16 protein-coding genes and 4 pseudogenes are annotated in these 19,093 nt (G+C 69.7%); 9 read left to right on the forward strand and 11 right to left on the reverse strand.

Annotation, left to right across the window (positions count from 1 at the left end):
- Position 1: 1 nt before the first annotated feature.
- Both ACH4SI_RS07040 and ACH4SI_RS07045 read left to right on the forward strand, forming a co-directional pair.
- Entirely contained in the window at positions 2-2,254 is a 2,253-nt protein-coding gene (locus ACH4SI_RS07040; protein WP_398293458.1) for a DUF6571 family protein, read from the forward strand.
- Between the two features lie 56 nt (positions 2,255-2,310).
- Positions 2,311-3,426, forward strand: coding sequence for a hypothetical protein (locus ACH4SI_RS07045; protein ID WP_398293461.1), 1,116 nt, complete (start codon positions 2,311-2,313; stop codon positions 3,424-3,426).
- On the opposite strand, the pseudogene ACH4SI_RS07050 reads toward ACH4SI_RS07045, so the two are convergent.
- A pseudogene (locus tag ACH4SI_RS07050) lies at positions 3,365-3,649 on the reverse strand (hypothetical protein); the annotation flags it as partial. The gene ACH4SI_RS07045 and the pseudogene ACH4SI_RS07050 sit on opposite strands and share 62 nt — an antisense overlap.
- 11 nt (positions 3,650-3,660) lie before the next feature.
- Here ACH4SI_RS07050 and ACH4SI_RS07055 point away from each other — a divergent pair.
- Entirely contained in the window at positions 3,661-4,143 is a 483-nt protein-coding gene (locus ACH4SI_RS07055; protein ID WP_398293463.1) for a hypothetical protein, read from the forward strand.
- A gap of 15 nt (positions 4,144-4,158) precedes the next feature.
- On the opposite strand, the gene ACH4SI_RS07060 is transcribed toward ACH4SI_RS07055, so the two are convergent.
- The 3 genes from ACH4SI_RS07060 to ACH4SI_RS07070 are packed head-to-tail and all read right to left on the reverse strand — an operon-like array spanning position 4,159 to position 5,371.
- A complete protein-coding gene (locus ACH4SI_RS07060; RefSeq protein WP_398293465.1) occupies positions 4,159-4,344 on the reverse strand; it encodes a DUF397 domain-containing protein in 186 nt (61 codons plus the stop codon).
- A complete protein-coding gene (locus ACH4SI_RS07065; protein ID WP_398293467.1) occupies positions 4,341-4,517 on the reverse strand; it encodes a DUF397 domain-containing protein in 177 nt (58 codons plus the stop codon). Before ACH4SI_RS07065 ends, ACH4SI_RS07060 begins: the two co-directional genes overlap by 4 nt.
- Entirely contained in the window at positions 4,514-5,371 is an 858-nt protein-coding gene (locus tag ACH4SI_RS07070; protein WP_398293469.1) for a helix-turn-helix domain-containing protein, read from the reverse strand. Before ACH4SI_RS07070 ends, ACH4SI_RS07065 begins: the two co-directional genes overlap by 4 nt.
- A gap of 162 nt (positions 5,372-5,533) precedes the next feature.
- On the opposite strand from ACH4SI_RS07070, the gene ACH4SI_RS07075 reads away from it, so the two are divergent.
- A complete protein-coding gene (locus tag ACH4SI_RS07075) occupies positions 5,534-5,980 on the forward strand; it encodes an ATP-binding protein (protein WP_398293471.1) in 447 nt (148 codons plus the stop codon).
- Here ACH4SI_RS07075 and ACH4SI_RS07080 read toward each other — a convergent pair.
- The 4 genes and pseudogenes from ACH4SI_RS07080 to ACH4SI_RS07095 all read right to left on the reverse strand — a co-directional run bounded on the left by ACH4SI_RS07080 (position 5,962) and on the right by ACH4SI_RS07095 (position 9,572).
- On the reverse strand, positions 5,962-6,954 hold the full coding sequence (locus ACH4SI_RS07080; protein ID WP_398293473.1) for a Rieske 2Fe-2S domain-containing protein: 993 nt from the start codon (positions 6,952-6,954) through the stop codon (positions 5,962-5,964). The two genes, ACH4SI_RS07075 and ACH4SI_RS07080, sit on opposite strands and share 19 nt — an antisense overlap.
- Before the next feature lie 41 nt (positions 6,955-6,995).
- Positions 6,996-7,334 carry a hypothetical protein gene (locus ACH4SI_RS07085; RefSeq protein WP_398293475.1) on the reverse strand — a complete coding sequence of 113 codons (339 nt, stop codon included), beginning with the start codon at positions 7,332-7,334 and terminating at the stop codon, positions 6,996-6,998.
- Positions 7,335-7,423: 89 nt separating this feature from the next.
- Positions 7,424-8,889 (reverse strand): annotated as a pseudogene (locus ACH4SI_RS07090) (aminotransferase class I/II-fold pyridoxal phosphate-dependent enzyme).
- A gap of 80 nt (positions 8,890-8,969) precedes the next feature.
- Positions 8,970-9,572 (reverse strand): TetR/AcrR family transcriptional regulator, encoded by a 603-nt coding sequence (locus tag ACH4SI_RS07095; RefSeq protein WP_398293477.1) that lies wholly within the window; start codon positions 9,570-9,572, stop codon positions 8,970-8,972.
- Between the two features lie 93 nt (positions 9,573-9,665).
- Here ACH4SI_RS07095 and ACH4SI_RS07100 point away from each other — a divergent pair, with 93 nt between their 5' ends.
- The 5 genes and pseudogenes from ACH4SI_RS07100 to ACH4SI_RS07120 form a co-directional block, all read left to right on the forward strand.
- Complete coding sequence (locus tag ACH4SI_RS07100; protein WP_398293479.1) at positions 9,666-10,040, forward strand: DUF1330 domain-containing protein; 375 nt, start codon at positions 9,666-9,668, stop codon at positions 10,038-10,040.
- Positions 10,040-10,816: an alpha/beta fold hydrolase gene (locus tag ACH4SI_RS07105; RefSeq protein WP_398293481.1), complete on the forward strand. Its 777-nt coding sequence runs from the start codon at positions 10,040-10,042 to the stop codon at positions 10,814-10,816. The genes ACH4SI_RS07100 and ACH4SI_RS07105 overlap by 1 nt, the downstream gene beginning before the upstream one ends.
- 68 nt (positions 10,817-10,884) lie before the next feature.
- On the forward strand, positions 10,885-11,118 hold the full coding sequence (locus ACH4SI_RS07110; protein ID WP_398293485.1) for a hypothetical protein: 234 nt from the start codon (positions 10,885-10,887) through the stop codon (positions 11,116-11,118).
- 246 nt (positions 11,119-11,364) lie between these two features.
- Positions 11,365-14,418, forward strand: a complete 3,054-nt coding sequence (locus tag ACH4SI_RS07115) for an FAD-binding and (Fe-S)-binding domain-containing protein (protein ID WP_398293487.1) — start codon at positions 11,365-11,367, stop codon at positions 14,416-14,418.
- Positions 14,360-15,217: pseudogene (locus ACH4SI_RS07120) on the forward strand (hypothetical protein); the annotation flags it as partial. The gene ACH4SI_RS07115 and the pseudogene ACH4SI_RS07120, both read left to right, overlap by 59 nt.
- Before the next feature lie 119 nt (positions 15,218-15,336).
- Here ACH4SI_RS07120 and ACH4SI_RS07125 read toward each other — a convergent pair.
- The 3 genes and pseudogenes from ACH4SI_RS07125 to ACH4SI_RS07135 all read right to left on the reverse strand — a co-directional run.
- Positions 15,337-16,251 carry an alpha/beta hydrolase family protein gene (locus ACH4SI_RS07125; protein WP_398293489.1) on the reverse strand — a complete coding sequence of 305 codons (915 nt, stop codon included), beginning with the start codon at positions 16,249-16,251 and terminating at the stop codon, positions 15,337-15,339.
- Between the two features lie 76 nt (positions 16,252-16,327).
- Positions 16,328-17,692, reverse strand: coding sequence for a glycoside hydrolase family 43 protein (locus ACH4SI_RS07130; RefSeq protein ID WP_398293943.1), 1,365 nt, complete (start codon positions 17,690-17,692; stop codon positions 16,328-16,330).
- Positions 17,693-17,872: 180 nt separating this feature from the next.
- Positions 17,873-18,832, reverse strand: a pseudogene (locus ACH4SI_RS07135) (arabinofuranosidase catalytic domain-containing protein); the annotation flags it as partial.
- Between the last annotated feature and the right edge of the window lie 261 nt (positions 18,833-19,093).

The following is a 19,093-nucleotide window of genomic DNA, read 5'->3' on the forward strand; positions in this document are numbered from 1 at the left end:
CATGGCCCTGACCTATCAGGACGTGATGAACACGGACTTGTCCACACTCCAGAGCGCCTCCGAGGAGTGGCGGGCGATGGGGGACAAGTTCAAGACGCTCAAGACGAACTACGACACTCACGTGCGCGGCGCCCTCGGGAACGGGCGCTGGGTCGGCCTGGGCTACAACGCCGCAGCCAAGAGTGGCGGTATCACGGCGCACGAGCTGTGGGGTGCCATGAAGGAGGCACACGCCGTCGCCGAGCAGCTCTCCGAGGCCCACACCGTGCTGACCCGCCTCAAGTCCGCGCTGAAGGACCTGGTCAAGCAGGCGCGTGAAGACGGCTACAAGGTCAACCCCGTGACAGGCCAGGTCACCACCGACTACGACTCCAAGCGTTTCCAGGACATGACGCCGGAGGAACTGCGCGGGTACAAGAACGACCCAGCGGGCATCGCCGCGCGCGAGCAGCAGCGTACCGACCTCCTCATGGACCAGATCAAGGAGATCGACGAGGCCGACTTCGGCTACCGCACCGCCCTGGAGCGCGTCACCAAGGACGTCGATGGCAAGGGCGTCAACGGAGGCTTCAACTCCAACGCCTCGGGCGACCCGGAGAGGTACGAGGGCCAGCGCGCCGAGGAACTGGCGAAGAAGGTCGCCGACGGCGACGACCTCGGCGACAAGGAGAAGAGGGAGCTGCGTACGCTCCTCGACGGCAACGAGGGCGACAAGGCCTTCAGCCAGACGTTCGTCCAGGGTCTGGGCCCCGAGGGCACCGTCAAGCTCGGCCATGAGCTGCGTGGGATGGGCAAGGACGGTGACTGGCTGGAGAAGAGCGTCAGCACGACCATCGCCGCCGCCACCAACGTGCCCAAGGACATCGAGAAGCTCCCGGTGACCTCCAAGCGCTACCAGGACTGGCTCAACAGCGACGACGGCAAATTCAACAAGGAGTTCCTCGCCGGTCTCAAGAAGGTCGGCACGGAGAACTTCGCCAGCAACACCGAGCCCGTCTACGGCTATCAGGAGTTCGTGACCCTGATGAAGAAGGGCGGGACGTACGACGGCTCCTTCTTGCAGACCCTCGGCGACGACATCATGGAGACCGAGAAAGACAACAAGGACCGCGGGCTGTGGGACCAGTGGAACGGCAAGCCCGGGCAGAAGGGCGTCGAGTACGACCCGCTGGACGGCGTGCTGGGCCTGATGAGCAAGGACCCGGACGCCTCCACCACCTACCTCGACCCGAAGGGCAGCGACCGTCTCCAGTACCTGCTCAAGGACCGGGACTGGCCCGGCTACCTCCTCAACGGCGGTGGCGCGGCGCCAATCGACAACAAGGACCTCGCCGACCTGACCAACAAGATCGGTTTCGGCCAGGCGCTGGAGGCGGCGGCCACCGGTGAGGTGCCCGGGACGAAGCATCCGCTGGGGAGCCATTCGGAGGCCGAGGCGCGCGTGATGCAGTACGCCGTCACCCATCTCGGCGAGGAGATGTCCCCGAACCTCAGGCCTTCGATGGGCCACATCCTGACCGACTACACCCCGGACACGCACGAGATCCTCAGCGAGGCGAATCCCGCCTACGAGGACGAGAAGCACATCGCTTCGGGGGTCTTCAAGGATGAGCAGGGGAACGTCCGGGTCGCTCTGGACCCGCAGGCCCTCGACAAGGTGATGCGCGGCGTTGCCGACGATCCGGCGGCGTTCGGGGACATGTTCAACGCGGAGCGGCAGTACTCGGCCGACAAGCTGGTCCAGAACCCCATCAACGGGGATACCAAGGCCATCGACCAGCGGAACAACGCCATCATGGGTGTCGGCAACGTCTGGGGCCACTACGACGGCGTGATGACGGACGTCGCCCTGGACAAGAAGGATGCCGCGATCCAGTGGGCGCGTGACGTCAACCACCACGTCAACGCCGCGAACGCGGTGATCGACTTCGTGCCCCCGAAGGTCGCCACGGTCGGCGTTCCGGCCGTGGACATCGTCGGCCGCGTGGTGGACTTCGGCATGTACGACTGGACCAAGGAGGCCGTCGCGGACGCGACCAAGGTCGGGGGAGAAGAAGCGGCCAAGACGTTCAACACCGGCCACAAACAGATGAACGCCCTCGTCGTGAAGTGGGTCGAGGCCCAAGGCGGCGACCCCGGCATCGAATCCGGCAAACCCTCTCCCGAGATCGGAGTGATCCAGCACGAGGGACAGGGGACGTACAGTGACGGACGGGAGCACGCATTGGTCAACCTTGGGCGCCCCGGCGGGTGACGCACCACTCGGTGGTGGTGCGGGCCCGTCCCCTCTTGCTGGAGAAACGATCGAAAATGCGTGAGAAGAGCAGGAGCCGTACCGGCAAGAAGGTCGGTATTGCTCTGGGCGGGATCCTGGTTTGCCTCCTGCTGGTCGGCGGTGTTCTGTACGCGACCGGGACACTCCAGAGCTGGCGGGACGACCGGGAATTGACCCGTGCCTGCGAGGGGAGCCTCGCCGCCCAGCAGGTCCGCGATGCCTTGGGCAGCGACGACGTGGGGGCCCGGGACACCCCGGGGGACGGGCCGGGGGTGCTGGCCTCCTGCAGGGCGGAAGTCACCGGCAGCCGCAGCGGCCTGAGTATCCAGGTATACCGAGGCTCGCGGAGCGAGGACGCCATGGCTTTCCTCGACCGCCGCGGGCTGGCGTCGTACAGCTCGCCGGTCTCCCCGCTCGGCACCTGGCCAGGGGTGCTGCTGAACGACCCTGAGATGCCCCGTGCCTCGCTCTGGCTACGGTGCCGCGGCGGCAAGGACAAGAGTCTGCTGGTCACCGCCCGCCTGAACCGCGATTCGGACGGACCGACGCTGCCCGACGACAAGCGCCGGGACTTCGCCGCTGCCGTGACGGCGACCTCCAAAAAGGCCGCCGGCGCCTTCGGCTGCGCGGATCCGGAGGGAGGTTCCCTCACGGGCCTGGCCGACAACCCTCGCGACCGCCCGGTCCCCATCTCCAAGGCCACGGGTACCTGCGCCGCGCTGCGCCCGCACTCCCGCGCCGCCGCCCGAGCGGGCCTGGACCACGTCTGGACCACGCGGTCCGGCGGATCGGCACCGGTGGAGGACTGCGTGCTCACCACGTCGGACGATCCGCAGGTGCCCGGGTACTGGATCTCGGCCTACTACGGCCCGTACGCCGAGAGTTTCGCGACCGAGGTCGCCGCCTCGCGCGTGCAGGGGGAGCGGGGGCAGGAGAAGGACGGTTACCTCACGTGGGCGACCGCCGAGTGTCCCGGCACCGACCAGCGGGCGCTGTACGTCCTGCACGGCATCACTTCTGACAGCGGCACGACACGTCCGGGAGAGGTGCCCGTGCGGAATGACTCGGCCACCCTCCGGGCCGACCTGCTCAAGGCGTTCGCGCGGCAATCCGCCGAGCAGCACCACTGCGGCGATCTGAAGGCGCCCTGATGCCCTTCTCGTGCGGGAGCAGGACCGGGCGCGCCTGGTGGATCTTGTGATCCCAGATCCGGACCTCCTCCCGCACCTCCTTCAGGGCTTCCGCACGGAACACCAGCTTCAACACCGGCGCCAGCAGAGGCAGCCGCGCCGGTTTGCGGACGTAGTACAGCATCCGCATCTCGCTCGTGCGGTCGTCCACGGGGGTGGTGAGGGCGACGGCGGCGACCTGGAGGGGACGGCACAATGACCAACCCCCGGCCCATGGACGTGTACCGCCAGTGGTGGCTGCACGACGCGCGCTGGTACCAGGGCGTGGCGAAGCGGTTCGGCCACGCGGCGGCCAATGAGATCAACGCCGAGGCGCTGCGCTACGTGGCCGTGCAGGCGGGCAAGCGCATCGCCCGCCTGCACGGCGGAAAGCCCGCCGCCGACCTCGAAGAACTCCGCTGCCGGTACGACGCGTACTCCGAGTGGATGTTCCCGAGCGAACTCCGCGACGGCGCCACGACGGTGCTCCCGGACGGCGAGATCGAGCTGACCATGCGGCAGAACTTCGCCGTGGCCATGGTCCGGATGGCCGGTTCGCTGGACGGCTACCACTGCCCGTGCACGGACACCCACGCGGGCTGGTCGGAGAGGCTCGGCGTCGAACTCACCCGCAACCGCGCCACGGCGTGCCTGCGGAACGGCGACCCCGCGTGCCGGTTGCTGATGCGGCCCGGCTGAGCCCCTCCTTCGGGCTCAGCCGCGCGCGGCGAACCGCACGAATTGCGTCCAGCCGTCGCGGGTGACGGCCAAGTGGGGGCGGGCCGTGTCCTTGGAGTCCCGTACGTGAACGGCCTCCTCGGACACGGCCACCTCCACGCAGTCGTCGCCCTGACTGCCGCTGTAACTGGACTTGAACCAGCCGCGATCAGATGCGCTCATACGAACCGCACGAACCGCGCCCAGCTGTCGGGCGTGACGGCGAAGTGCGGGCGGCTCACGTCCTTGGAGTCACGGACATGGACGGCCACTTCGGTGACGGCCACCTCTACGCAGTCGTCATTCTGGGCGCTGCTGTAGCTGGACTTGAACCAGTCGAGTTCAGGCGTACTCATAAGGCTCCTCGCATCCGCTCCAACAGGCCCATGGAGTCCTTCGGGGAGAGGGCCTGCGAGCGCAGTCTCGCATAGCGCATCTGAATCTGGCACACCTCTTTCGGGTCCGTAATCAGGCGGCCGTTCTGCTGACCTTCGGAGTACGCAAAGCGCCGTCCCTCCCGGGTTTCCAGCACTCGCACGGGCCCGGCGAGACAAGCGTGCTGTTCGGTGTTCGCAGGCATGAGCTGAAGCGTCACGTTGCGCAGAGAGATCAGCTCAAGGATGTGGTCAAGCATTTCGCGGGTCACCTCGATTCCGCCCAAGCGGCGCATGAAGACGGCTTCCTCAACGATGAAGTCGAACGTGACGTTGGGCCTTTCGTGCAGCAATCGCTGCCGCTCGTCGCGTGCGGTGACCAGCTCATCCAGCTCACGATCCGTCAGCGGCGGGATGTCGTTCTCGTAGAGGGCCCGAACGTACCCACCCGACTGCAACAACCCCGGCACCAACCGGCACTCGTACGTGCACAGGCTCACCGCCTTACGCTCAAGCCACGCCCACCGGCGGAACCACGCCGCGAACCCGGGCTCGCCCCGCGACAGGAACCGGGCCGCCCTCCGCAACGCGCCCGTGTTCCCCAACACCTCCTCCGCGCGCTCCACGAACGCCTCCTCCGGCATCCGCCGTCCCAGCTCCACCGACGTCACGGTGTGCTTCGAAAAGCCGACCAGCTCCCCGAACTGGGCCCTGCTCAGACCCGCGTGTTCCCGCAGGGCCTGGACGACGGCCCCGAACGTTCGCAGACTGTCCGAAGGGTCGGGCTCCCGTCCCCAGTCGCCGCCTTCCGCCATACAGGCGTTGTCAATCGTCATACGCGGACACCTCCAGGTGCGTACGTGCGAGGGCCCCCGCGCTCGACTCACCCAGGGTGACGGATCGACCGATGTACCGTCCACCGGACGCGCATGTACGCTGACACAGCGTACACAGCGCGCCGCTAGCGAAGGCCCCTGACGGCCCGCCACGGTTACCCCATGAACGCAAGTACACCCCAACTCCCCACCATGACCCGCACCTTTGCCCAACGCTTGTCCTCCACGCGGCGCGGGGCCCGCCTCGCCCGGCTGCTCGCCGTGGGACAGCTCCGCGCCTGGCCGGTGTCACCCGCCGTCACCGAACGCGCCGAGCGCATCGTCGCCGAGCTGGCCGCCAACGCGGCGATCCACGGGCGCGTCCAGGGCCGGGACTTCCGGCTCGCACTAACCCTGGACGAAGCCCACGGCACACTCCGCATCGAGGTGGCCGACACCCGTGGCGAGAAACTGCCGGTGCTCGGCCCCACCCCGGACCCGGACAGCGAATCGGGACGCGGCCTGCTCCTCGTCGCCGCGCTCGCCGACCGCTGGGGCACAGCTCCGCGCCACCCCGTGGGCAAAACGGTGTGGGCCGAGCTGGACTCCCGTCAGGCGTCAGCCGGATAGAACTGCGCGTACCAGCGGCGCAGCGCCCTGATGCCCTTCTCGTGCGGGAGCAGGACCGGGCGCGCCTGGTGGATCTTGTGATCCCAGATCCGGACCTCCTCCCGCACCTCCTTCAGGGCTTCCGCACGGAACACCAGCTTCAACACCGGCGCCAGCAGAGGCAGCCGCGCCGGTTTGCGGACGTAGTACAGCATCCGCATCTCGCTCGTGCGGTCGTCCACGGGGGTGGTGAGGGCGACGGCGGTGACCGACAGAACAGGGCCGAGGACGCGCACCACCATCACGCCCGGCCCGTACATGAACACATCGAAGGTGTTGTTGATATCCCGGCCGAGAACACGCCGGTGGATCCGGCCACGGACCTCGGCGAACGGACCGTCCGGCCGCAGCTCCTGGACCGGGGGTTCGCTCTGGCCGTGAATGAAGTGGAAGTGGGACTCGTCCACGATGTTCTCGCGCATCTCCTGGATGTGGATGCGTGCGCGGCACACGTCGTCGATCGGTGCCGCGAAGCCCCCGGAGGCCGTCTCCGGGATCTCCGGCACTTCCCATGAGGGCGCGGTGGGGCCGTGGTACACGAAGACGAGCCCGCTGTGCTCGCGCACCGGGAAGCCCCCGAGGGACACCTTGGGGGTGCGGACGGCGAATGGGGCATGCGTACACGCCCCGTCCACCCCGAACCGCCACCCGTGGAACGGGCACTCCACGGTGCCCTCGACGACCTTCCCTCCGGCGCCCAGATGCGCCCCGTAGTGCGGGCAGTGCGCGTCCCGCACCGCGGCCTGCCCGTCCGCTCCGCGGAAGGCTATGAGGGCACGGCCGAAATAGTGCAGGCTGACCACCTTCCCCGGCCGCAGCTCGCCGCTGCGGAGCACGGCGTACCAGCCGTAAGGAACGGGCGGCATCGGGTACGCGTCGGCTCGCGGGTCGCGCGGTAGGTCGGCGAGCTTGTCATGGCTACGGCGTAAGAGCATGCGTCGATGCTACGAGCCGCACTTCGGGTCACTGCGCAGGATCAGCTCTCCGCCGGCTCCTGCAACAGCCAGACCTCGACCACGCCGTGTGCAACTGCGCAGGGCGTCTTCGACACGAGTTGGATGGCCTCCTCAACGGTTGCGGCTTCGATGATCTCGAACCCGGCCACCGGGAGGGCCGAAGACATGAAGGAACCGCTCTCCACGGTCACGCCGACGCCGTCGTGGTTGCGCACCTGTACCGGCGAGCCGGCGATACCCGCGACGGCCCCGGCCGCAAGCAGGCGAGCGTCATGCGCATGCGCCTCGTCCCGAATCGCCGCGTCGGTGCGGTCGTAGCCGTCTTGATCCCCGTATCCGATGGTCACGAATTTCGCCACAACAGGACCTTCCTCTGGTTCGTACGGAACGCTCACCCGTACTGACCCTCGACCGTGCCCAAACTCATCGCTGCACCGGAAGCTGGACGTCAGTCGGCGCGGGTCCCTTCGACCAGAACGCGGATGGTGTGCAGGGCGGGGTCGGCCGCGTCGGGGAGGTTCATCCCGGCCGCCACGCCCGTCCGCAGGTAGTCCAGGACCGGACGCTTCAGCACCTCGCCGGGCAGGACGGCAGGGATGCCCGGCGGATAGGGGGTGACCATCTCGGCCGCCACCCGGCCCGCCGCGCTGTCCAGGGGGGTGTCCTCGCTGGAGCCGAAGAAGGCGTCGCGCGGCAGATCGGCCTGTTCCATCCGCAGCTCGCCGGGCGCCGGCACGGCCACTTCGGGAGCGGGCCGCAGCTCTTCCGCGTGGTCGGCGAGGTCGCGGAGCGCCGCCAGCAGCGAGCCGGTCGTCGCGGCGTCGTCCGCGTGGGTCAGCTGGGTGCTGATCCGCCGGTGGTCGGCCAAGTGGACGTTGACGTCGCGGTGTTCCCGGAGCCAGTCGGCGGCCCGGTAGCCGCTCACGGCGAGTCCGGTCAGGTCGATGACGACCGGGAGCGGATCGAAGTCGGCGGCGAGGCCGAGGCCCACGTAATCGTCGCGGCCGTCCACGTGCAGCCCGTCGATGGCCTCGATCTCCGTACGGACCGTACGCGCACGCCGCAGCGCCCCGCCCATCAACTCCTCGCCGTGCAGCACCATTTGCCGTCGCCACGCGTCCATGCCCGCGTGGAGGAGGACGTTCGGGCTGGTGGTGCCGAGCAGATCGGCGCGGGAGGACAGGACGGCGGGGTCGATGAGATCGCCCTGAAGGTGGAACACCGAACCCTGCTCCAGGCCGCTGCCCATCTTGTGGATGCTGGTCACGCACACGTCGGCGCCCGCGTCCATGGCCCAGCTCGGCAGTTCGGCGCAGAACGGCAGGTATGCCTCGTCATCAGCGGGCGCCCGATCCGGTGGCACACCCCGGCGATTCCGCTCAGGTCCGCGCAGGCGCCGTACGGAGTCGGGCTGGTCACCAGAGCGCCCCTGGCCTCCGGATGGTCCGCGAAGGCCCGCTCGTAGTCTTCGGCCGACGGCGGATGGGCGATGTGGCGGGCCGCGTCCCACTGGGGCTCCACCCAGGCCGGGCGAACCCCGGAGATGATCAAGCCGGAGATCACGGACTTGTGCGCGTCGCGGCCCACCAGCAGCGTCTCGTGCGGACCGGCGACCGCGAGCATCGCGGCCTTGACCGAGAGCGAGCTGCCGCAGGTGGAGAAGAACGTGTGCTCGGCGTGCACCGCGTCCGCCATCAGTTCCTCGGCGCGCTCCAGCACCTTGCCCGACTGGAGCCGGTCGTCAAGCCCGCCGAAGGCGAGGACGTCGGCGCGGAACACCTCGTCGCCCAGGACCTTGCGGGCCTCCGGGTCGGCGCCCCGGCCCTGTTTGTGGCCGGGCGGCGTAAACGGGAGGAACCCCCGCTCGTGATACCGGGCCAGGGCCTCCAGGACGGGAGCCTCCGTGTGATCCATGCGCGACGAGTGCCCCCGCCGCCCGGCAGGAAAACGGCCACCTCGGGCGAGCGGCACCAATTCCGGGATCAGTTCCGGGATCAGTTCCGGGCCAGCGCCCGGCGCCAGTACTCGGTGACCGAATGCCGCAGCCGTTCCGTATTGACGGCCTCGTGATCGAGAAGCCGTTGCAGCCCGATGCCGCGGAGCTGCCCGACGATGGCGATCGCGGCCTCGCCGGGTACGACGTCGGGGCGGATGGTGCCGTCGGCGAGACCGGCGGCCACGTCCTCGCGCAGGTCGGCGCGGAACGCCTCGTCCCGCTCGCGGAAGATCGGGGCCAGTTCCGGCGCCGTGGCGGCCTCGGCCCAGAGCAGCAGAAACGCGCGGTTCCACACGCCCACGCGGCCGAGCGCGCCGAGGTATCCGTCGATCAGCCGCAGGAGACGGTCCAGGCCGGGCGGCAGGCCGTCGAGCCCGGGGACGAATCCGGCCTGGGTCGCGCGGGCCAGGCGTTCGAGGAGCGACTGCTTGGACCCGAAGTGGTGGGTGACGAGCCCGCGGCTGTACCCGGCTCGCTCGCTGACGCGCACCAGCGTCAGCGAGCGCACGCCCTGTTCCACGACCAGTTCGGCGGCGGCGTTGAGCAACGCGGATTCGGCCTGGTCACGGCGCTGCTGCTGGGTGCGGCGGGGAGTCGTCATGGAAAGGAATCTATCAACAAACTTGTCAGCCGACCAACAAGTACGCAAGGATCACGGCGTCGACCGACCGTCGGACCGACTGGAGGTTTCCTGATGATCGAGATTGACGAACGTGCCCTGGACACCCTGCTGACCGAGGATCCAGGCGGCGCCGTGGTGATGCTGAACCTGCTGCGGTTCCGTCCGGACGGCGGACGCGAGAGCTACCGGCGCTACGCCGAGGCCCTCGGCCCGGCGATCAACGCGCGGTACGGGGTGCGGGTGGAGTACATGGGAGACGGCGGGCGCGCGCTGGTCGCCGAGGACGGGCAGGACTGGGACATGGTGTTGTTGGTCCGCTACCCGAGCCGACAGGCGTTCGCCGACATGATCCGTGACCCCGAATACCAGGCGGCGTCCCATTTCCGCAGCGAAGCGCTGGTGGAATCGGTCCTGCAGCCGACCGTACCGCTGACCGGAGTGGCCTGATGACCATCGTTTTCGTCCACGGCAACCCCGAGACGGCGGCGGTCTGGGACCGGCTGCTCCCCGAACTGGAGCGCGCGGGTACCGCACGCGCCGATCTGGTGTGTCTGTCCCCGCCCGGGTTCGGCGCACCGCTACCGGCCGGGTTCGGCGCGACCGTCGCCGACTACCGCGACTGGCTGATCGGCGAGCTGACCCGCTTCGCCGAGCCCGTGGACCTGGTGGGACACGACTGGGGCGGCGGGCACGTCATGAACGCAGTGATGAGCCGCCCCGACCTCGTACGCAGCTGGGTCAGCGACACCGTCGGGGTCTTCGAACCCGACTACGTCTGGCACGAGCTGGCCCAGCGGTGGCAGACGCCGGGAGCCGGAGAAGCCGATGTGACCGCACGGTTCGGCGCGCCCCTCGGCGAACGGGTGGCGACGCTCGTCGAGCGGGGGATGCACGAGGCGGTGGCCGAGCAGGTTGCCGAGGGCCAGAACGAGGCGATGGGCCGGGCCGTGCTCGCGCTCTACGCCTCCGCCGCGCAACCGGTGATGGCCGAGCTGGGCCGGAACCTGGAACGCGCGTCGCAACGGCCGGGACTCGCGCTGCTCGCCACCGAGGACCACGCGGTCGGCACCGTCGAGCAGCGCCGCCGCGCCGCTCGCCGGGCCGGCGCCGGGGTCGAGGTCCTCGACGGGCTCGGCCACTGGTGGATGACACACGACCCCGCCCGTGGCGCCCGCGCCCTCACCCGCTTCTGGGACTCGCTGGACGACGAGCGGATTCTTTGACGAATCACCACGGCATTCATGGGCACCCGGCCGCGGGAACGGAAACGCGCGGATAAGGAGGCACCACCATGGCCCACGCCACCGAGACCGGCGAGACCACCGGTACCAAGGACAAGGACTACAACCTGGTCTGGTACGTCGAGGCATGCCTGAGCAACGCGCTGAAGATGGAGACGTACATCCAGGACGCGGAGCGCGAGAAGGACACCGAGGTCGCGGAGCTGTTCCGCAAGGCCCAGGCCGACAGCCGCAAGGGCGCTGAGCTGGGCAAACAGCTGCTGAAGAAGCGCATCGGCAGCTGAGCCGCCGACCGCCCCGGCCCCGCGCGGCCCGAGCCCCCGCCGGCTCGGGCCGCGCTGCGTCCGTCGTCGCTCGTCCTCACCGTCTGTCGTCGCTCGTCCTCACCGATCCTCAGCGAGGCGGCGACCCTTCATCGCCCTCTCGGACGACCGCCAGGTTTATCCACCCCACCCGTGGGCTACCCCTGTGCGAGTGCTGAGTGCAGCGCTACCGCTACCGCTACCGCTACCGCTACCGAGGAGGGCGCCGTGGCTCAGGTATCGGTGGACGTCGGCGGGCTGGCGCAGGCACTGCGCGACGAGGTGGACGGCGAGGTCCGGTTCGACGCGGGCAGCCGGGGCGCGTACGCCACCGACGGCTCCAACTACCGTCAGGTGCCCCTCGGTGTCGTCGTCCCCCGCAGCGTGGAGGACGGCGCGCGGGCGGTGGGCGTGTGCGCCCGCTTCGGCGCGCCCGTCCTGTCGCGGGGCGGGGGCACGAGCCTCGCCGGGCAGACCACGAACACCGCCGTGGTCATCGACTGGAGCAAGTACTGCCACGTCCTGGTCTCGGTCGACCCCGACGCGCGCACCTGTGTCGTGGAGCCCGGGATCGTCCTGGACGAGCTGAACCGCCAACTGGCCGACCATTCCTTGCAGTTCGGTCCCAAGCCGTCCACGCACAGCCACTGCGCACTGGGCGGCATGATCGGCAACAACTCGTGCGGCTCCTCCGCCCAGGCGTACGGCAAGACCGTGGACAACGTAGCCCGCCTGGAGATCCTGACGTACGACGGCGTCCGCATGTGGGTCGGGCCCACGACCAAGGCCGAGCGCGAGCGCATCGCGGCGGAGGGCGGCCGCCGGGCCGAGATCTACGACGGGCTGGACCGCATCGTGGGCGAATACCTCGCGGACATCCGGCACGGCTACCCGAAGATCCCGCGCCGTGTCTCCGGCTACAACCTGGACTCACTCCTGCCGGAGAACGGGTTCGACGTGGCCCGCGCCCTGGTCGGCAGCGAGGGCACCCTGGTCACGGTGCTGCGCGCCGAGATCGACCTGGTGCCCGTACCGCCGTACCAGTCGCTGCTGGTGCTCGGCTACGACGACATCTGCACCGCAGCCGACGATGTGCCCCGGCTCCTCGAACACTGCGCACCCACCGCGCTGGAGGCCCTGGACGGGCGGATGGCCCAGCTGATGCGCGAGGAACACGCGTACCTCGAATCGCTCAACTCCCTCCCCAGCGGGGCCAGTTGGCTGCTGGTGCAGTTCAGCGGGGACACCGAGAAGGACGTCGACGACCAGGCGTACGCGCTGCTGCACGCGGTGGGCCGGGACGAGAAGGACACCACCGTGGCCTTCTCCGACAACCCCCGGCGCGAGGAACGCATGCTCAGGGCCCGGGAGGCGGGCCTCGGCGTGACCGCGCGCCCGCCGGACGACCGGGAGACGTGGGAGGGCTGGGAGGACTCCGCCGTACCGCCCGAGCGCCTGGGCGACTACCTCCGCGATCTGAAGGCCCTGTTCGGGGAGTTCGGCTACGACCACCCCTCGGTGTACGGGCACTTCGGGCACGGCTGTGTGCACACCCGTATCCCGTTCGGGCTGAAGACCGCCGACGGCGTGGCCGACTTCCGCCGCTTCCTGGAACGCGCCGCCGACCTGGTGTCCTCGTACGGCGGCTCCCTCTCCGGCGAACACGGGGACGGCCAGGCCCGGGGCGAACTGCTCACCCGCATGTTCGGCGAGCGCCTGGTGACCGCGTTCGGCGAGGTCAAGGCCCTGTTCGACCCGGACAACCGGATGAACCCCGGTAAGGTCGCCGATCCGAACCCGGTCGACGGCCAGCTGCGGCTGGGGTCGGGGTGGCGGCCGTCCACCCCCGCCACCGAGTTCGGCTACCCCGACGACGAAAACTCCTTCACCCGGGCCGTCATGCGCTGCGTCGGCATCGGCAACTGCCGCGGCCACCACGGCGACGTGATGTGCCCGTCGTACCGGGTCACCCAGGAGGAGGAACACTCCACGCGCGGCCGGGCGCGGCTGCTGTTCGAAATGCTCGACGGCCACCCGGACTCCCCCATCACCGACGGCTGGCGCTCCACCGAGGTCCGTGACGCCCTCGACCTGTGCCTCGCGTGCAAGGGCTGCAAGTCGGACTGCCCGACCGGGGTCGACATGGCCACGTACAAGGCCGAATTCCTCGCCCACCACTACGCGGGCCGCCCGCGCCCCGCCGCGCACTACTCCATGGGCTGGCTCCCGCTGTGGGCCCGGCTGTCCCGTATCGCGCCACCGCTGGTCGACGCGGCGACCCAGGCGCCGGGCCTGGCCCGCCTCGGCAAGCGGCTCGCGGGCGTGGACGGCGCACGCCCGGCGCCCCTGTTCGCCCGGCAGTCCTTCCTCCAGTGGTGGCGCGCCCGCCCCGCCGGGAATCCGGACCCGGCCGACCCACACACCGTGGTGCTCTGGCCGGACACCTTCAGCACCTACTTCCACCCCTCGGTCGCCATCTCGGCCGTGCGCGTGCTGGAGGACGCCGGTTTCCGGGTCGCCGTACCGACCACACCGGTGTGCTGCGGCCTGACCTGGATCTCCACCGGTCAGCTGAAGATGGCGAAGAAGGTCCTGCGCCGTACGCTCCGGACCTTGCGCCCCTACCTGGAAGCGGGCACACCCGTCATCGGCCTCGAACCCTCCTGCACCGCCGTGTTCCGCGCCGATGCCCGCGAACTGATGCCCGCCGACCATGACATGCAACGGCTGACCGCCCAGTTCCGCACCTTCGCCGAACACCTCGTCCACCACGCCCCGGACGATTGGCAACCCCCCACCCTCACCCGGCAGGCCGTCGTCCAGACCCACTGCCACCAGCACGCCGTCATGAAGGACGACCCGGACCGCGAGCTCATGCGCCGCGCCCATCTCGTCGCCGACGTCCTCGACGAGGGCTGCTGCGGCCTCGCCGGAAACTTCGGCTTCGAACGCGGCCACCACGAGATCTCCATCGCCATCGCCGAACAAGGCGTCCTGCCCGCCGTCCGCGCGGCCGCCCCCGGCAGCCTCCTCCTCGCGGACGGCTTCAGCTGCCGCACCCAGATCGAGCAGGGGGACACCGGCCGCCGAGCCCTCCACCTGGCCGAAGCCCTCGCCCTGGCCCTGGACGGCCCCCTCCCCACCGACCACCCGGAACGCCTGGCGTCACGCCCCTCCCCGCCCTCCCCCACGGCCCGCTGGACCACCACGGCCGCCGCAACCGCTGCCACGGCCGCCCTCACCGCAACCGCCGTACGACGCCTCACCCAAGGGCGTCGCTGACGGCGACCCGCGCCTCCTCCCCCACTCCGGTGCCCCTGTTCACTACCGGAACGGATGTCTAACGTGGCCTCCCAGGCAGGACGCCGCCCGCGTCCTGCACGGACGACGAGGAGGACACGCTGATGACCAACTCCGAGAACGCATTACCCCTCGACCGGCGATTCTTCCTGGCCGGTGCCGCTTCCCAAAGCGTGGCGGCCACCCTGCCCGGGACAAGGCGTTGGGCCGCGTCTGGATGCGGGACACTTACGTCAACTGCTTCGTCGTCGACGGCCGTCCGCTGTACGTCGCCACCGGCACCACCCGAGCACCTGGGCTCGAAGGGGCAGCACCGTGGAACGACGGCATCTTCGTGTGGGTGTCCCGGTCGCTGCGGGGGCCGTGGAAGCTGGCCGACACCACCGGCGTCCGGCCCGGGGCCGAGCGGGGGAAGGTGTGGTCACCGGAGTTCGTCGGCGAGAACCGGCCCGGCCGCACGGTCGTCGCTCCGTGGCAGGAGTACTGGCACGACGACCGGTTCGGCAAGCGCGGTGATGTCTGGGCGCCGGAGGTGCACTACTTCCGCGGCAGGTGGTACATCGTCGCGTGCATGGGCGACCACTCCCGGAAGGTCGGCTCGTTCCTGCTGGTGAGCGAGGGCGGCGTCGAGGGCCCGTACCGGCTCGTCGACGGCAACCGCGACAAGCCCTTCGGCGACCTGGCCCCCGTCGGGCCGGACTTCATCGAGCCCGGTGCCTACCACCACATCGACGGCAGCCTCTACACCGAGGGCGACGACGCCTGGCTGGTGCTGCACAACAAACGAGCGCGAGTGGCGCCCCCAGGGCCGACGTGCCGACGAGGCGCATCTGCCCCGGGGGCGGACGCCTGCCCGCTACGGTTGCCGCAGCGGGCAGGGCGAGTCGTCGTTCGTCGCTGTCACAGGGCCGTGACCCAGGACGTTCCGTTGCTGGTGGCGTCGCCCCGGAGGCGGTCGCGGGCGGCGTTGTCGCCGTACAGGCCCCAGCGGAACCAGTCCAGGAAGGTGTTCTCCGTCTGGGCGTAGTACGGGTACTGCGGTGTCAGGAACGAGCCGTGGTCGGCACCGTTCTGGGTGAGGAACGCCTTCGGCGCGGGGAGTTCGCTGTACGCCTGCCGCGCCGAGTTGATGTTGCAGGTCCCGTCGTTGCTGCCGTGGATGAACAGCACCTTGGCGTGGAGGCCGGCGGGGTTGCCCATGTCCACGCAGGCGACCGGGACGGCGGCGACGATGCGGTTGTCGGGCCAGGCGGTGAGCAGGCCGTGGGTGGTCATCCCGCCCATCGAGTGGCCGGAGACGCCGACACCGGTCCTGGTGTCGATGTGTCCGGCGAACGGGCTGCCCGACGCGGTGTTCAGGGCCAGGGTCCGGGTGAGGACCTCGGAGACGTCCTTCGACCAGTTGCCGTTGTAGACGCTGCCGATGTTGGTGTTGTCGGAGAACGAGGGAGCGGGACAGATGAAGCCGGCGGCGGCCAGGTCGTGGGTCTGCGAGGAGTAGCAGTCGGAGTTGCACCCCATGCCGTGGCTCCACTCGGCGATGGGGAAGACACCGCTTGCGATGGGCGCGTCCGGGACGGGGTTGCCGCCCGGGTTGCCGGTGGCGGCCGGGTAGAAGATCTTGGTGAGGAGCCGGCGGCCGCCGCGGGACCAGTCGTACTGCCGTACCCCGATGGGGAACTTCTGGGTGGGCGCCTGTCGCGGGGAAGCCGTCCGGGGCGCCGGGGTGCCGGCGACCGCTGTGCCGCCGAGCGCGGATAAGCCCACGCCGGCCGCTGCGGCCGTGCCGAGGAAGGTGCGCCGTCGCATCGACATCGATGACTCCTGGTGGTGGATGAGGGGAGGGGATGTGGTGGCCGGGGTTCCGTCGCCCGAGCACCTTGGCGCGGCGCTACTGCGACGCCGTCGCCGCGGAGGCGGCGGTGAACCGCCACCAGTTCATGTTGAGCAGATAGCCACTGCCGCCGGTGAACCTCAGATACAGGTCCTGGGTGCCCGTCGCGCCGCTGACCGGGCAGGACACCGTCGTCCAGGTCTGCCACCCACCGGTGTTCGGCACACCGCACCGGCCCGCCAGGGTCCCGCTGGGGCCGCCCAGGCGCAGTTCGACGGCGCTGCCGCCGACCGCCGAGGCCACACGTGCCGTGAAGGACGACGCACCCGCACCGAAACCGACGCCCTTGATCTTGATGTAGTCGCCGTTGTCGATGTATCCGACGTTCAGCCCTCCGTCACCGGACGGCTCGGTCTCGACCCCGGACTCCCAGGCGATCGTTTCGGCTTCCTGACGTGTGTACGGGTTGAGCGTGCCGGCCTGAGGCGCCCCGGCGCTGGTCATGTTGATCGTGGGGATCGTGCCGTCGGACGTGTAGGAGAACCTCTCCACGGCGACCGAGCGCGTGTAGCCGCCCCCGCCCGGGAGGGCGCCGTTGTGGTAGAAGAAGTAGGAACTCCCCTTGAAGTCGATGATCCCCGGGTGGTTGGTGAAGCTGCCGCCCTGGGTGGGCATGACCGTGCCTCGGTAGGTCCACGGCCCGGTAGGGCCGGGGGCGGTCGAATAGGCGATGAACTCCGGGCAGCACTTGGCCGCGAAGACGTTGTAGTACAGGCCGCCCCGCTTGTAGACCCAGGGCCCTTCTTCGAACAGGGTGGGCCGATTGGCGTCTCCCGTGCGGGTGCCGAAGCCCGCGGTGGTGAGCGGGATCTTGGTGGGGCTGCCCGAGTAGGAGGTCATGTCCGTGTTCAGCTTGACGTACCACAGGTCCGGGTTACCCCAGTACAGGTATGCCTGGCCGTCGTCGTCGATGAAGACCGTCGGGTCGAACTGGCCGTTCTCCACCAGGGGATGGCCGAGGGCGTCACGGAACGGCCCGGTGGGGCTGTCGGCCACCGCCACGCCGATGGCCATCCGGCCGGTCGCCCGGTCCGTCATGGGCACGTACCAGTAGAACTTGCCGTTGCGGTAGACGGCCTGTCCCGCCCAGGCGTTGGAGGATGCCCAGCTGAAGGAGGACAGGTGGAGCGGGGAGCCGTGATCGGTCCAGTTGACCATGTCGTCGGAGGACCACACCCGCCATTCCTTCATGGTGTAGTTGGTGGAGTTGTCCTCGTCGTGCCCGGTGTAGAGGTACACCCGGCCATTGTGGACCAGCGGCGCGGGGTCCGCGGTGTAGATGGTCTGCACGATCGGGTTGTCCGCCCTTGCCGCGGTGGGCTGGACGACGGCGGGGACGGCGAGGGCGAGCATGAGGCCCACCACCCAGGCGAGCGCTCGCCTGAGTCTCCTGCCGGCCGAAAACGGCAACGCTGGCGAAAGCGGTCGGGCGTAGGTCATCGTCGGCTCCAAAGCACTGACGGACGCGGAGGTGACGGCCGAGAGGGTCCCCGCCGCGATCAGAACGCGGGCGACGGCCGGCCGCGAGTCGGAATGAGCTGGTCAGCGGTAGCCGGCGGCGACCACGTTGGCCTGGACGGCGCTCTCCGCCTGGTCGGACGGATAGCCCGCGACCATGGCGCCCTCGTAGAAGGTGCCGGCACTGAGGTTGGCGCCGCCGCCGGGCTTGCAGCAGTCGCCGCCGCTGCCCAGGACGATGGCGCCCTGCTTCTTCATGGGGCTGTAGCCGCCCGGCAGGGCGCCGTCCCACAGGGTGGTCAGGTTGCCGGCCTGGGCATCGCTGCCCTTGATGGCGAAGCGGGAGGTGCCGTTGTTCTTCAGGGTGGCGGTGACGAACTTGCTGGTGAAGGCCCGCTGCTTGGGGTTCCAGGACTGGCTTCCCCCCGGGTAGAGGCCCCATTCGAGGTCCGCCTGGACCCACGGGCCGCGGCCGGAGCATCCGCCGAACCAGCACGAGGTGCTGAAGTTGATGGCGTCCATGGCGCCGGCGGCATCCGCCTTCCGCGTGGTCTCGCTGTTGCCGTAGTCGAAGCAGCAGCCGCCGTTGACGTGCGTGCCGCTCGCCACCATGTACATGCCCTCGGGGGCGCTGCCGGTGGGGATACCGGTGGCGTGGCCGTCACGCCAGTAGCTGTTGCCGGGGTTGATGTACAGGGAATACGCCTTGCTGCCACCGGCCGTCAGGGGCTCGGAAGTCGCCTTCGCGGGGCTGCTCTGACTTGAGCCGGGGACCTGAGCGGACCCCTGATACCACAGGTCGTTTCCGCGTCCGGACTGGTCGTAGACGACGGTGACCACGCAGGTGGCGCCGGAACAGAACGAGTCCTGGGCGGCGGCGTTGGCGACACCGCCCGCGCCGAGGGCGCCGATGTCCCGGGTGGCGTTGTCCGACGAACGCCTGACCTGGTACAGCTTGCCGCCGTAGGCCCCGTAGAGCGCGCGAACCGTGCTGTGTGCGGCCACACAGGGGGTGCCGCCCGAGGCGTAGATGTCGCACGGCCCGGTGGCGGCCGCCGACGCCGGTACCGGCCAGGTGAACGCGGTCGCCAGTGCCGCGATCGACATCAGCGCCGAGCGTGCGGCGACACCTGCGGACGAACGCCGGCTGCGGGGCTGTGGCGCCGGCGGGGATGCTGACGAAGGCTGCATGGTTCTCCTCCTGGAGGGACGCGGCGACGATGGGCCGTTGAGCGGCCACATCGCGGGCGCTTTCAGATCATGCGCATGACAAATCACTGAACCCTGTGCACGGCTGCGGAGCCC

The sequence above is a fragment of the Streptomyces sp. NPDC021212 genome (assembly GCF_044332925.1).
GTDB lineage: Bacteria > Actinomycetota > Actinomycetes > Streptomycetales > Streptomycetaceae > Streptomyces.

Coding starts and splice junctions, on each gene's coding strand:
- ACH4SI_RS07040 (WP_398293458.1), top strand. CDS start 2: ATGGCCCTGACCTATCAGGACGTGATGAACACGGACTTGTCCACACTC.
- ACH4SI_RS07045 (WP_398293461.1), top strand. CDS start 2,311: ATGCGTGAGAAGAGCAGGAGCCGTACCGGCAAGAAGGTCGGTATTGCT.
- ACH4SI_RS07055 (WP_398293463.1), top strand. CDS start 3,661: ATGACCAACCCCCGGCCCATGGACGTGTACCGCCAGTGGTGGCTGCAC.
- ACH4SI_RS07060 (WP_398293465.1), bottom strand. CDS start 4,344: ATGAGCGCATCTGATCGCGGCTGGTTCAAGTCCAGTTACAGCGGCAGT.
- ACH4SI_RS07065 (WP_398293467.1), bottom strand. CDS start 4,517: ATGAGTACGCCTGAACTCGACTGGTTCAAGTCCAGCTACAGCAGCGCC.
- ACH4SI_RS07070 (WP_398293469.1), bottom strand. CDS start 5,371: ATGACGATTGACAACGCCTGTATGGCGGAAGGCGGCGACTGGGGACGG.
- ACH4SI_RS07075 (WP_398293471.1), top strand. CDS start 5,534: ATGAACGCAAGTACACCCCAACTCCCCACCATGACCCGCACCTTTGCC.
- ACH4SI_RS07080 (WP_398293473.1), bottom strand. CDS start 6,954: ATGCTCTTACGCCGTAGCCATGACAAGCTCGCCGACCTACCGCGCGAC.
- ACH4SI_RS07095 (WP_398293477.1), bottom strand. CDS start 9,572: ATGACGACTCCCCGCCGCACCCAGCAGCAGCGCCGTGACCAGGCCGAA.
- ACH4SI_RS07100 (WP_398293479.1), top strand. CDS start 9,666: ATGATCGAGATTGACGAACGTGCCCTGGACACCCTGCTGACCGAGGAT.
- ACH4SI_RS07105 (WP_398293481.1), top strand. CDS start 10,040: ATGACCATCGTTTTCGTCCACGGCAACCCCGAGACGGCGGCGGTCTGG.
- ACH4SI_RS07110 (WP_398293485.1), top strand. CDS start 10,885: ATGGCCCACGCCACCGAGACCGGCGAGACCACCGGTACCAAGGACAAG.
- ACH4SI_RS07125 (WP_398293489.1), bottom strand. CDS start 16,251: ATGTCGATGCGACGGCGCACCTTCCTCGGCACGGCCGCAGCGGCCGGC.